This is a genomic window from Variovorax sp. DAIF25, assembly GCF_050711835.1.
In the GTDB taxonomy this organism is placed as follows: Bacteria; Pseudomonadota; Gammaproteobacteria; order Burkholderiales; family Burkholderiaceae_C; genus Variovorax.
The window spans coordinates 3,355,042-3,367,767 of record NZ_CP136636.1; the positions used below are offsets into that span (position 1 = coordinate 3,355,042).

Consider the following 12,726-nt stretch of genomic DNA (forward strand, 5'->3'; position numbering starts at 1 on the left):
GCGCATGGCGAGCGCGATGTTCGCGGCGCTGCCGGGCACGCCGCCGGCTTCGCTGCAAGGCTCGTCGCCGGCAGCTTTGCTGCCGGGTGCCGCCAGCGGCCTGGTGCCGGGCGCGCAGTTCCCCGCCAACATCGCGCCGCCGGGTTCGCCGCTCGTGAGCCCGGCCGGCTTCGGGCCCAGCGTGCCGGGCACGCCGATCCCGCAGGGGCAGCTGCCGGGCACCAACCTGCTGCCGGCCTCGCCCACGCAACTGCCTTCGCTCGCGAACCGCGCGCCCGCGTTGCTGCCGCATGCGGTGGCCGGCAACGGCGTGCCCGACACGGTGCTGTCGGTGGCGCCGGCCTTCGAGCCGCGCTCGGGCGGCCACGTGCTCGGCGTGCCGCCGGTGCAGCCCTCGCAGGCCGCATCGAGCGCTGCCTCGCCGTACTACTTCCTCGGCGGCAGCCACGGCCAGCCGGCCGGTGCCGGCGGCTTCGCGGTGCACGATCCCTTCGCCGACCTCGCGGCGCTGGCCGTGTCGCGCGAGCCCGCCGTGGCGCCGTCCGCGCCCTCGGCACCGGCCAACGGCCGCGATGCGCAGTTCTACTTCGTCGACGCGGTGCGGCTGCCCAGCGGCTTCGTCACGCCGGCCAAGGCCGATCCGCGCGGACCCGAGGCGGTGCCGCTGGCCGGCAGCGGCCAGCATCCGCCGTTCGACGTCAACGCCGTGCGGCGCGACTTCCCGATCCTGCAGGAGCGCGTGAACGGCAGGCAGCTCGTGTGGTTCGACAACGCGGCCACCACGCACAAGCCGCAGTCGGTGATCGACCGCATCGCCTACTTCTACGAACACGAGAACTCGAACATCCATCGCGCGGCGCACGAGCTGGCCGCGCGCGCCACCGACGCCTACGAAGGCGCGCGGGAGCGCGTGCGCAGGTTCATCAACGCGCCCGAGGTGGAGGAAGTGATCTTCGTGCGCGGCACCACCGAGGCCATCAACCTGGTGGCCAAGAGCTGGGGCGGCCAGCACGTGGGCGAGGGCGACGAGATCATCGTCTCGAACCTCGAGCACCACGCCAACATCGTGCCGTGGCAGCAACTCGCCGCCGCCAAGGGCGCGAAGCTGCGCGTGATCCCGGTCGACGACTCGGGCCAGGTGCTGCTCGACGAGTACCGCAAGCTGCTCAACGACCGCACGAAGATCGTCGCCGTGACCCAGGTCTCGAACGCGCTCGGCACCGTGGTGCCGGTGAAGGAGATCGTGGAACTCGCGCACCGCGCGGGGGCCCGGGCGCTGGTCGACGGCGCGCAGTCGGTCTCGCACATGCGCGTGGACGTGCAGGACATCGGCGCCGACTTCTTCGTGTTCTCGGGCCACAAGGTGTTCGGCCCGACCGGCATCGGCGTCGTGTGGGGCAAGCGCGAGGTGCTCGAGGACATGCCGCCATGGCAGGGCGGCGGCAACATGATCGCCGACGTGACCTTCGAGAAGACCGTGTTCCAGCCGATCCCGAACAAGTTCGAGGCCGGCACCGGCAACATCGCCGACGCGGTGGGCCTGGGCGCGGCGATCGACTACGTCAACAAGGTCGGCATCGAGAACATCGCGCGCTACGAGCACGACCTGCTGGTCTACGGCATGGCGCAGCTCGGCGCGATTCCCGGTGTGCGGCTGATCGGCACCGCAGCCGACAAGGCCAGCGTGATGTCCTTCGTGCTCGACGGCTACAGCACCGAGGAGGTGGGCCATGCGCTCAACGAGGAGGGCATCGCGGTGCGCACGGGCCACCATTGCGCACAGCCGATCCTGCGCCGCTTCGGCGTCGAGACCACGGTGCGGCCCTCGCTGGCCTTCTACAACACCTTCGACGAGATCGACCGGCTCGTGGCGGTGGTGCGGCGGCTCGCGGGCCAGCGGCGCGCGGGCTAGTTCGACGACCCGAGGTGCTGCCTGAAGAAGGCCAGCACCTCGGCGTTGAAGGCCGCATGGAAGGCCGTGCGGTCGAAGTCCGGGCCGTCGCGGCAGATCTCCGGATTCGCCGCGAGCTGCGCGGCGGAGCAGGGCGCGAGAAAGCCGAAATGGCCGGCCTTGTCGGCCACGCGCCAGTCCGGGGCCGTGGGCAGGTTGCGCCGCACGGCCGCCACGCTGTCGGGCGTGACGCCATCGCCCCCGTATGCCGAGGCCCAGAGCTGCACCGGCACCTTCACCTGTTTCAGGCTCTCGGCATCGAACAGCATGCTGAGCGGATCCGCGATCACCGCGGCCTTGATGCGCTCGTCGTGCGCCAGCGGTGCCGCGAGCAGCGCGCGAAAGCGCTGCCGCATGGCAGTGCAGGCCGGGCCTTGTGGCGCCACGCTGCAGGGCGAGCCGGGCAGCGGCGGCAGCTTCTCGAAATCGGGCCGCGCGCCGATCAGCACCAGACCCGTGTAGCCGCCGCGCGAGAAGCCGTAGAAGCCGACCTTGCCGGCCGCGAGCTTCGCATGCGCGGGCCAGCGCGCGAGCATGTGGTCGACCAGGCGGCGGATGTCGGTGGTGCGCGTCGCGAGTGCCACGATGCTGTCCTCCGGGCCGCCGCGGATGCGGAAGTTGTCGTCCGAGTGGTTGATCGCGGCGACCACGAAACCCGCGTTCGCGAGCGCCTCGGCCGTGTCGTGGTGGCCGAGGAAGGAGCCGCCGTAGCCGTGCGACAGCACCACCAGCGGCAGCCGGTCGCCCGCGATCGGGCAGTCGCGCACGCCGGGCAGCGTGACGCGCTCGAGCTGGACCTGGCCGTCGGGCGCGGCGCAGGGCGTCCATACCGCGCCGCGCAGCGCCGGGCCGTCGGCATCGGCCGGTATCTCGAGGGTGCTGAAGCCCGCGGCCTGGGCGCAGGCCGCCCCCAGGCCAAGCGCGAGGGGAAGAAGGTAGCGAAGCAGGTTCATTGCGGCAGTGAAGGCCGGCATCAGCCGGCGGGACGGATCGGAATCAGCAGGTCGGTGCGCAACGCCGCCGGCGCGACCTGGCGCGGCGAGTTCAGGTAGTGCTCGAGCGTGGGCCGGTCGTCGGGCTCGTAGCCGCTGCCGGGCAGCCAGCGTGCGTAGAGCGCGTAGACGGCGGCGTTGATGCGCGTGTAGGGCCCGGCAAGCGTGTGCACCGCGTAGAGGCCGCCCGGCATGTCGAAGGCCTCGATCTCCGCGTCGCCGACTGGCCAGGGATCGGGCGAGGCCGCCGCCACGTAGTAGCGGAAATCCGGCCGCGCCTCGGGATTGCCGCAGGAGATGCCGAACCAGCCCGACACGCGGCGCGGGCCCAGCCGGGCGCGCAGCCGCCGGTGCGTGTGCGGGATGGTGGAGGCCGGCCCGTGGTGGCGCAGCGCATGCACCGGTTGCGCCGGGCGCTCGACGATCCGCACGGCGGGCGGTGCCTCGTCGCTCCGGTCCCGCGCCACGGGCATCGCGTCGAGCACCACCGCGTGCATCTGCTGCTGGAATTCGCGCGGCGATTGCCCGGTGAACTGGCCGAAGGCGCGCGTGAAGGCCTGCGGGCTCTCGTAGCCCACGGCCAGCGCCACGTCCGTGATGCTCTGGCCGCCGCGCACGAGCAGCCGCGTGGCCATGGCGAGCCGCACGCGCCGCACCGTGGCGGCCACGGTCTCGCCCGCGACGCTCTGGTAGATGCGGTGGAAGTGGAAGGGCGAGAAATGCGCGAGCGCAGCCAGGTCCTCGAGCCGGTGGTCGGCCATCGGGTCGGCCACGATGGCCGCGACGGCGCGCGCCACGCGTTCGCGGTAGTCGTGTTCGGCGCGGGGGGCGGTCATGCCCCGCAGTGTGCCGCCGGGCGGCGGCGGCCGCTTAGCCGACTTTGCGGAGTCCGCGACGCACAGGCTATGCTTTGCGGTCGTCGACAACGTAGCCTGTCCCTCGCATGTCCCAGCCTCCCGTTTCCACTCCCGCATCCTCGGTCACCGACGAATCCTGCGACGTGCTCGTCGTGGGCGGCGGCCCCGCCGGCTCCACCGTGGCCGCGCTGCTCGCCCAGCAGGGCCGCAAGGTGGTGCTGCTCGAGAAGGCGCAGCACCCGCGCTTCCACATCGGCGAATCGCTGCTGCCGGCCAATGTCGAGCTGTTCGACAAGCTCGGCGTGCGCGACCAGGTCGAGAAGATCGGCATGCCGAAGTTCGGCATCGAGTTCGTCTCGCCCGAGCACGAGCACCGCAGCTACGTCGACTTCGCCGAGGGCTGGGACAAGTCGCTCGACTCGGCCTGGCAGGTGCGCCGCTCGGAGCTCGACGAGCTGCTGTTCCGCAACGCCGCGGCGCGCGGTGCCGAGGCGATCGAGGGCTGCCGGGTGCGCGACGTGAGCTTCGACGCCGACGGCGCCACGGTGCGCACGCAGATGGACGACGGCGAGCGCCGCAGCTGGCGCGCGCGCTTCGTGGTCGATGCGACCGGCCGCGACACCCTGCTGGCCAACCAGTTCCGCTGCAAGGAGAAGAACCCCGAGCACAACAGCACCGCGCTGTTCGGCCATTTCCGCAATGCCAAGCGGCTCGAGGGCCGCAAGGAAGGCAACATCAGCATCTGCTGGTTCCCGCACGGCTGGTTCTGGTTCATCCCGCTGGCCGACGGCACCACCAGCGTGGGCGCGGTCTGCTGGCCCTACTACCTGAAGTCGCGCGAGAAGCCGCTCAAGGACTTCTTCTACGACACCATCGCGCTGTGCCCGGTGCTGGTCGAGCGCCTGAAGGACGCCGAGCTGGTCGACGACGCCGTGCACGCCACCGGCAACTTCTCGTACGCCAGCACCCATGCCACCGGCGACCGCTACCTGCTGCTGGGCGACGCCTTCGCCTTCATCGACCCGATGTTCTCCTCGGGCGTCTACCTCGCGATGCACAGCGCCTTCGACGGCGCCGAGGCCGTGGCCAAGGCACTCGACCGCCCGATGGAGTACGCGGGCGCGCGCGCCGACTTCGAGGCCATGATGCGCAAGGGCCCGCGCGAGTACTCGTGGTTCATCTACCGCGTGACCAACCCGACGATCCGCGAGATGTTCATGTACCCGGGCAATCCCTTCCGCGTGAAGGAGGGCCTGATGTCGCTGCTGGCCGGCGACATCTACCGCGGCACGCCGTTCTGGCGCGCGCTGGGCATGTTCAAGGTGCTGTACTACTTCATCTCGGCGATGCATCCGCGCCGCACCTGGGCCGGGTGGAAGCGGCACCGCGTCAACATCCAGGACATGGGGATGTTGAAGGGCGAGACGATCCTCAAGTCGGATTGACAGGGCGGTCGTGCTCGCCTTTGCCATTCAGCGGGGCGGCCCCGTGAATAGCAAGGTGAATAGATAAATCGCGCGGCTTCACGCGGGTTTTCGCTGGGAAAACCCGGGAAGCTGAATGGATTCGTGAATAGATACTCGGCGCGCGCCGGCCAAAGGCTCAGTTCGCCGCGCCCTGCGCGCGGGCGCGCTGCACCTCGTAGGCCTTGAGGTGCACGTAGGCGATGCGCAGCACCGAGGGCACGGCGGGCGCCGGCTGCGGTGCGCGGCTCAGCAGGTCGCCCAGGATGTGGTCGGCCTCGACGGCGCCGCCGCGCGCGAGGTCCTTGTACATCGAGGCAGTGATCGGCGAGCCGGCCGCGGTCATGAAGGCATGGCCGCGCTCGACGGCGCCGGGGCGCACCGCGAAGCCGTTGTGGGCGGCGATGGCGGCGCATTCGTCGAACAGGGCCAGCGCCACGTCCTGGCCGCCCGCGGCGACCACGTCGCCGATGGCGCCGCGCATCAGGCTGGTGAGGCCGGCGATCGAGGCGATGAAGACCCACTTCTCCCACATGTCCTGCAAGACGTTGTCGCTGGCCTTGGCCTCGAAGCCGGCGCCCTCGAACTGCTGCTGGATCGCCTGGATGCGCGGCGGGATGCCGCCCGCGCGGTCGCCGTAGGTGAGGCCGTGCGAATCGTTGAGGTGCAGCACGCGGCCCTCGTCGTCGAGCGTGGCCGAGATCAGGCACAGGCCGCCGAGCACACGGGCCTCGCCGAAGCGCTCGACCAGGGCGTCGATGTGCTGCATGCCGTTGAGCAGCGGCAGGATCATCGTCTCGGGGCCGACGGCGGGCGCGAACGAGTCCATGGTCGAGGCCAGGTCGTAGGCCTTGCTGCCGACCACGACCACGTCGTAGGGGCCGCCGATGTTCTCGGCCGACACGTGGGGCGGCGAGGGGATGTGCAGGTTGCCCTGCGGGCTCTGGATCACGAGGCCTGTGGCCGCGATCTGCGCCGCGCGTCGCGCGCGCAGCAGGAAAGTGACGTCGCGTCCCGCCGCCAGCAGGCGGCCACCGAAATAACCACCGAGTGCGCCGGCACCCACCACCAGAAATCTCATCGCGCTTGCTCCTGAATCAGACAAAGAACCGGCGGCGATGATGCCGAAGATCGCGCGAGGCTGCTTTAGGCTGCCGGCTTCTCCAGCAGCCGCTGGCGGGCAAAGGGCGAGAGGTCGAGCGTGCTCGCGCGCCCCAGCACATGATCGGCGATGGCGTCGCCGAGCCCGGCCGAGTGCTTGAAGCCATGGCCCGAGCAGGCCGAGACCACCAGCACGCCGGGCAGGCCGTCGAGCGCGTCGATGACGAAGCGGCGGTCGGGCGTCACGGTGTACATGCAGGCGCGGGCCTTGAGCGCGCGGCCCTCGATCTGCGGGAAGCGCCCGGCCACGCGCTCGCGGAACATTGCAGCGCTTTCCTCGGGCCGCACGCTGCGGTCGATGGCGTCGGGCGTGGTGGCCTCCACGTACTGCTCGGTCGCGACCTTGAGCGCGGGCTGCGCGGGGTCGGAGGACGGAAAACCGTACATGTAGTCCTCGGGCCCGTCGCCGAACATCCAGATGAAGACCGGGAAGCGGCCGGGCGCGAAGTCGGCGGCGGCCGTGCCGGTGTCGAACCAGTGCATGACCTGGCGGTGCACCGAGAAGTCGCGTTGCCAGTCGGCGCGCGCCTGCCGGCCGAGGAATTCGGGCAGCCAGGCGCCAGCCGCGACCACGACGCGCCCGGCCTCGAAGCTCGCTGTTTCGGTGCGCACGCGCACGGTGTCGCCGTTGCCCACGGGCTCGACGGCCAGCACCTTCTCGCCGGTGCGCACCTGCGCGCCCGAGGCGCGCGCCACCGCGAGTTGGACCTCGATCGCCGCCTCGGGCCGCACGAAGCCGGCCTCGCGCTCGTGGTAGCCGATCTCGTCGCCCTGCAGCTGGAATTGAGGAAAGCGTGCGCGGATGCCGGCCGCGTCGAGCACCTCGTGCGCGATGCCGAAGCGCTCGGCGCAGGCGATGGTGCGGCGCACGAAGTCGGGCTTGCCGTGGTGCTCGGCCACGCGCCCCTGCGGCGCCAGCACCAGGCCGCCGGTGGTGGTCATCAGCGAACGGCCGGTGCGCGCCTCGAGTTCGCGCCAGATGGCGTGCGAGCGCTGCACGAAGGGCACGCATTCGTCGCCTTCGCCGATCGCGAGCCGCGTGATGCGCGAATCGCCGTGCGAGGAGCCGAGCTCGTGCGGCGGCGCGAACTGGTCGATGCCGAGCACGCGCGTGCCGCGTTGCGAGAGCTGATGAAGCGTGGCGGCACCGAGGGCGCCGAGGCCGATGACGATGACGTCGTGATGGGAGCTGGAAGTCAAGGCGGACAGGGGTGTCAGACGAGGTTCAGGTCCAGGAAGGCGTCCTTCACCTCGATCGGTTTGGGAATGAGTTTGAGCTGCGCGAACACGTCGGCCAGGCCCTGCTGTTCGCGGGCGATGGCCGGCGTGAGCGCGACCACGCCATATTGACGCCGTTCGGTCGCGAGCGCCAGCACCTTGGGCTCGACCTTGAGCTGCGGCGCCAAGGTGGCCACCACCTCGACCGGATGGGCCTGGGCCCAGTCGTTGGTCTTGCGCAGCTCGGCGAACACGGTGCGCAGCAGCTCGGCATTGGCGCGCGCGAACTCGGGCTGCGCGAAGTGGTAGGTGCGGTTGCCGCTGAGGCCGGTGCCGTCGAACAGCAGGCGCGATTCGGTGGCCTGCTGCGCGCCGGCCAGGAACGGATCCCAGAGGCCGATGGCCGCCACGCTGCCCGACTGGTAGGCGGCCACGGTGTCGGAGGCGGTGACGATGTAGACCGGCTCGATGTCCTCGTAGCGCAGGCCCGCGGCCTCGAGCGCGCGGATCAGCACGTACTGCGTGTTGTAGCCGCGGCCCGTGACCACCTTCCTGCCCTTGAGGTCGCGCACAGTGCGGATCGGCGAGTCGCGCGGCACCAGGAAGCCGACGCCGCCGGGGTAGGGGCTCTCGGCCGCGAGGTAGACCAGGCCCTTGCCGCTGGCCTGCTGGAACACGCCGATGCCGTCGGAGGCATGGCCGAAGTCGATGGCGCCGGCGGCCAGCGCCTCCGACAGCTGCGCGCCGCCGAGGAACTCGGCCCATTCCACCTTCACGCCCGCGGGCGCGAGCGCCTGCTCGAGCCGGCCCGTGCCCTTGAGGATGTTGAGCGTGTTGAACTTCTGGTAGCCGATGCGCAGGGTCTTGGCACGGGTCTGCGCGAACAGCGGCATGGCGGCCGCGGCGATGGCGGCACCGGCGCCGGCGCGAAGCACGAGGCGCCGCGAGAGGGCGGAGGAGGACGGACGGGGAGTGTTCATGGCGATGCCGCGCGCGGCGCGGTGGGAGAAGTGAGCGTGGAGGCCGGCGACTCTAGGGGCCGCGCGCGCATCGCGCGACGAAGCTTTTCGCATGAGCTCATGCGCAACTCCGCGGGGCATATGCAAGCGGAAATTGCTTCGTTGGACGCGGCGCGCGCGCTGCCTAGAGTCGCGGCTTTTCATTCCCAAGAGCAGGCATGACCCGCAGCACATTCATTCTCTCGAGCCTGGCACTGGCCATCGGCTCCTTCACCCTGTCCGGCGCCGCCTGGGCCGATCGGCTCGATGACGTCAGGAAGGCCGGCGTCCTGCGCGTGGCCGCCTTCGATGGCAACCCGCCGTTCGGCTACATCGACCCGGCCAGCAAGAAGCAGGTCGGCCACGACATCGACCTCGCGACCGAGTTCGCCAAGAGCCTGGGCGTGAGGATCGAGCTGGTGCCGACCAACCCGGCCAACCGCATCCCGCTGCTGACCTCGGGCAAGGCCGACGTGGTGTTCGCGAGCTTCACCATCACCGACGAGCGCGCCAAGGCGGTGGACTTCACCACGCCGTACTTCCTGGTCGGCCAGCAGTTCCTCGCGAAGAAGGGGCTGCTGAAGGACGTGGCGCAGATCAACGAGATCCGCATCGGCACCGAGAAGGGCACGACGATGGAATCGAACCTGCGCAAGAACTACCCCGAGGCCAAGGTCGTGCTCTACGACGACTCGCCGTTCGCGCTGGCCGCGCTGCGCAACGGCAACGTGCAGGCCATCACCAACGACGGCGTGAAGCTCACGGCGCAGTGGAACGCGCTGCCCGACAAGGAGAAGTACGAGATCCCGGCGATCACGGTCTCGAAGGAGTACCTGGGCGCGGCCGTGCCCAAGGGCGAGACCCGGCTGCTCGAGGCGCTCAACACCTGGCTGGCCGAGAGCGAGAGGAACGGCCGCGCGCTGGCGATCTACGACACCTGGTTCGGCCCGAACAGCAAGGCGCCGCTGCCGCGCCTGCTGAAGATCGGCGACCAGCGCGTGGCGGCGCGCTGAAGGCGCCACGGCCTTGATCGATCTCCTGCGCGAGCAGCTGCTCGCGCCGCGCTACCTGGGCTGGCTGCTCGACGGCTGGCTGACGACGATGTGGAGTTCGCTGCTGGTGGTGGCCGGGGCCACGGTGCTGGGGGTGGCGGTCGCGGCCGGCCGTTCCTCGGACCGGCCCGCGCTGCGGCGCGCCACCGCGGCCTACGTCTCGCTGTTCCGCAACACGCCGCTGCTGGTGCAGCTCTTCTTCTGGTACTTCGGCGCGCCCTCGGTGCTGCCCGAGGCCGCGCGCGAATGGCTCTACGCCGGCCACGTGCTGTCCTTCGAGCTGCTGTCGGCGCTGGTCGGGCTCACGCTCTACGCGGCCGCCTACGTGGGCGAGGACATCCGCTCGGGCATCCGCGGCGTGCCCGTGGGCCAGACGCTGGCCGCGTCGGCGCTGGGCTTCACGCGCGCCCAGGTGCTGGCGCAGGTGGTGCTGCCGCAGGCGCTGCGCATCGCGCTGCCGCCGCTGCTGGGGCAGTACATGAACATCGTCAAGAACACCTCGCTCGCGATGGCGGTCGGGCTGGTCGAGCTGTCCTATGCCTCGCGGCAGGTGGAGGCCGAGACCTTCAAGACCTTCCAGGCCTTCGGCATCGCGACCTTGCTCTACATCGCGACCATCGGCGCGATCGAGCTGCTGGCGGCCTGGGCCGCGCGGCGGCAGGCGAGGGCGGCATGACGGTGTTCGAGACGCTGTGGGACAGCCTGCCGTACCTGCTGTGGGGCGCCTTTCCGCAGGGGCCATTGGGCGGCGCCGCGCTCACGCTGCTGCTGAGCGCCGGCTCGGCCGTCGCCTCGGCGCTGCTGGGGCTGGCCGGGGGCATCGGGCTCGCCACGGCGCGCGGCGGCCTCAAGGCGCTGCTGGTGCTGGTGCTGGGTTTTCTGCGCGCGATCCCGGTGCTGATGCTGATCTTCTGGACCTACTTCCTGCTGCCCTTCGCCTTCGGCGTCAGCGTGCCGGGCGTGCTGTCGGTGATGTGCGCGCTGTCGCTGGTGGGCGGCGCCTACCTCGCGCACGCGGTGCACGCGGGCATCCGCGGGGTGGGGGCCGGGCAATGGGCGGCCGGGCTGTCGCTCGGGCTCACGCGCTGGGGCACGCTGCGTGTCATCGTGCTGCCGCAGGCGCTGCGCATGATGCTGCCCTCGTTCGTCAACCAGTGGGTCACGCTGGTGAAGGACAGCTCGCTGGCCTACATCGTCGGCGTGGGCGAGCTGTCGTTCGTGGCCGCGCAGGTGAATGCGCGCACCATGGTCTATCCGGCCGAGATCTTCATGCTGGTGGGCGCGATCTACTGGCTGCTGTGCAGCGGGCTCGACCGGCTGGCGAACGCATGGCTGCGGCGGGCGCGTGCCGATGGCGCCGAGGCCAAGAACTTTTCCGGAAAAGGTCTTGAACGCTTCGCATAATCGCCAGCGTCATTTCGACGCCCTTCTTCACTACGACTCTCTCATCCAAGGAGCTTCACCCATGGCCCAGACCCGGATCGCCGTCATCGTCGGCAGCCTGCGCAAGGACTCGTTCAACCAGAAACTGGCGCTCGCGCTGGCCAAGCTGGCGCCCGAGGACTTCACCTTCGAGCACGTGCGCATCGACGACCTGCCGCTGTACAACCAGGACGACGACGGCAACCAGGCAGCGTCGGTCAAGCGCCTGAAGACCGAGATCGCGGCGGCCGACGGCCTGCTGTTCGTCACGCCCGAGTACAACCGCTCGGTGCCCGGCGTGCTCAAGAACGCGATCGACCATGCCTCGCGCCCCTACGGCCAGAGCGCCTGGGCCGGCAAGCCGGCCGGCGTGGTCGGCATCTCGGTCGGCGCCATCGGCACCGCGCTGGCGCAGCAGCACCTGCGCAACGTGCTGGCCTACCTCGACGTGCCCACGCTCGGCGCGCCCGAGGTGTTCCTGCAGACCAAGGACGACCTGTTCGACGACAAGGGCCACATCGGCAACGAGGCCTCGAAGAAGTTCCTGCAGGGCTGGATGGACAAGTACGTGGGCTGGATCAAGAGCCACAAGGCGGCCTGAGCACGGTCCGCACGCGGGTTCAATAGAGGATCACCAGCACGGTCTCGCCGCCGAAGGCCTCGTCGCGGGCCACGGCGGCCGTGACCGGCCGGGTGGCGACCTTGTCCGCCTTGCCGTCCTTGTCGATCCTCGGCGGCAAGGGCGCGTTCAACTGCACGTAGCGCACCTGCGCCGGCGCGGCGGCGAACTCGGCCACCGCGCGCAGCGAGGCCGCGCCGGGCGGCGGCGCCACGGCCTGCATCTGCTGGTTCACGCGCTGCGAGAGTTCCTGCAGCGCCTTGAGGTCGCCGCGTGCCGCCGCGGCCTGCAGCTCCTGCTTGATCGAATCCATCGACTTCATCGCCGCATCCTGCTGCTTTCGGCCGGGCACCTGCGAGCCGTCGAAGGTCTTCTGACCCTTGGCCACCAGCTGCAGCACCTGCTCTGGCGACAGCCGCGTGGTGAAGACCGCGCGGCCCTCGCGCGCGTCGCTCGCGAACGGGCGCCAGCGCAGCGTGGCCGCGTCCTTCGCGCCGACGGCGCTGGCCAGGCCCAGCCGCGTGGCATCGGGCTGCTCGTCGGGCACCAGCGCGCCGAAGCCGTTGCGCTGGCCGGCGCGCATCCACGGTCCCAGGCCCTTGCGGAAACGGTCGTCCTGCACCTCGAGCATCTGGCGCGCGATCGCCCGCACGCCGGGCGAGGTGTGGTCGAGCGCGGCCAGCACCGCCTCGCGGTCCTCGGACGAGCCGATCTTGCCCAGCCTGCGCAGGCCCATCTCGGCCAGCATGGGGAAACGGGCGCGCGCGGCGCTGCGCAGCACCTCGCGGTCGATCTCGCCGCGCGACTGCAGCATCTGCAGTTCGCCGTAGAGCGACAGTTCGAGTTCGGCGCGCAGGCCGGGGCAGGCGGCGTTCCAGCGGCCGTCGACGCACTGGGCCTCGAAGCGCGGCAGCACCTGCTCGGGCGGGATCTCGGTGCGCGGGCCGCCGATCAGCAGCGCGGCGCTCAGCAACAGGGCTTCGTTCATGGCGA

At 70.7% G+C, this 12,726-nt stretch carries 12 protein-coding genes; 6 read left to right on the forward strand and 6 right to left on the reverse strand.

The genetic code is table 11. From position 1 onward, the window contains the following. Positions 1-4 precede the first annotated feature (4 nt). Entirely contained in the window at positions 5-1,912 is a 1,908-nt protein-coding gene (locus R0232_RS15640; protein ID WP_431512895.1) for a family 2A encapsulin nanocompartment cargo protein cysteine desulfurase, read from the forward strand. Here the strand turns inward: R0232_RS15640 and R0232_RS15645 are convergent. Beyond that, positions 1,909-2,904 (reverse strand): alpha/beta hydrolase family protein, encoded by a 996-nt coding sequence (locus R0232_RS15645; RefSeq protein ID WP_431512685.1) that lies wholly within the window; start codon positions 2,902-2,904, stop codon positions 1,909-1,911. The genes R0232_RS15640 and R0232_RS15645 overlap by 4 nt on opposite strands. A 20-nt stretch (positions 2,905-2,924) precedes the next feature. Then, complete coding sequence (locus R0232_RS15650) at positions 2,925-3,779, reverse strand: AraC family transcriptional regulator (RefSeq protein WP_431512686.1); 855 nt, start codon at positions 3,777-3,779, stop codon at positions 2,925-2,927. Positions 3,780-3,886: 107 nt separating this feature from the next. Here R0232_RS15650 and R0232_RS15655 point away from each other — a divergent pair, with 107 nt between their 5' ends. Further along, a complete protein-coding gene (locus R0232_RS15655; RefSeq protein ID WP_208513947.1) occupies positions 3,887-5,245 on the forward strand; it encodes an NAD(P)/FAD-dependent oxidoreductase in 1,359 nt (452 codons plus the stop codon). Between the two features lie 157 nt (positions 5,246-5,402). Here the strand turns inward: R0232_RS15655 and R0232_RS15660 are convergent, their stop codons facing one another. The 3 genes from R0232_RS15660 to R0232_RS15670 form a co-directional block, all read right to left on the reverse strand. Then, entirely contained in the window at positions 5,403-6,344 is a 942-nt protein-coding gene (locus R0232_RS15660) for a ketopantoate reductase family protein (protein WP_431512687.1), read from the reverse strand. A 65-nt stretch (positions 6,345-6,409) separates the two neighbouring features. Next, entirely contained in the window at positions 6,410-7,624 is a 1,215-nt protein-coding gene (gene solA / locus R0232_RS15665; protein ID WP_431512688.1) for an N-methyl-L-tryptophan oxidase, read from the reverse strand. 14 nt (positions 7,625-7,638) lie between these two features. Continuing rightward, positions 7,639-8,622: an aliphatic sulfonate ABC transporter substrate-binding protein gene (locus R0232_RS15670; RefSeq protein WP_431512689.1), complete on the reverse strand. Its 984-nt coding sequence runs from the start codon at positions 8,620-8,622 to the stop codon at positions 7,639-7,641. A 197-nt stretch (positions 8,623-8,819) separates the two neighbouring features. Between R0232_RS15670 and R0232_RS15675 the strand changes: the two genes are divergently transcribed. The 4 genes from R0232_RS15675 to R0232_RS15690 all read left to right on the forward strand — a co-directional run bounded on the left by R0232_RS15675 (position 8,820) and on the right by R0232_RS15690 (position 11,715). Continuing rightward, positions 8,820-9,653, forward strand: a complete 834-nt coding sequence (locus tag R0232_RS15675; RefSeq protein WP_398493213.1) for an ABC transporter substrate-binding protein — start codon at positions 8,820-8,822, stop codon at positions 9,651-9,653. 13 nt (positions 9,654-9,666) lie between these two features. After that, on the forward strand, positions 9,667-10,368 hold the full coding sequence (locus tag R0232_RS15680; protein WP_395347598.1) for an amino acid ABC transporter permease: 702 nt from the start codon (positions 9,667-9,669) through the stop codon (positions 10,366-10,368). Then, positions 10,365-11,096, forward strand: a complete 732-nt coding sequence (locus tag R0232_RS15685) for an amino acid ABC transporter permease (RefSeq protein ID WP_431512690.1) — start codon at positions 10,365-10,367, stop codon at positions 11,094-11,096. Before R0232_RS15680 ends, R0232_RS15685 begins: the two co-directional genes overlap by 4 nt. A gap of 61 nt (positions 11,097-11,157) precedes the next feature. After that, the gene (locus R0232_RS15690; protein WP_431512691.1) at positions 11,158-11,715 is read left to right on the forward strand and encodes an NADPH-dependent FMN reductase; all 558 of its coding nucleotides are present in this window, start codon (positions 11,158-11,160) and stop codon (positions 11,713-11,715) included. A 19-nt stretch (positions 11,716-11,734) separates the two neighbouring features. On the opposite strand, the gene R0232_RS15695 is transcribed toward R0232_RS15690, so the two are convergent. Then, on the reverse strand, positions 11,735-12,721 hold the full coding sequence (locus tag R0232_RS15695; protein ID WP_431512692.1) for a hypothetical protein: 987 nt from the start codon (positions 12,719-12,721) through the stop codon (positions 11,735-11,737). Positions 12,722-12,726: the final 5 nt, after the last annotated feature.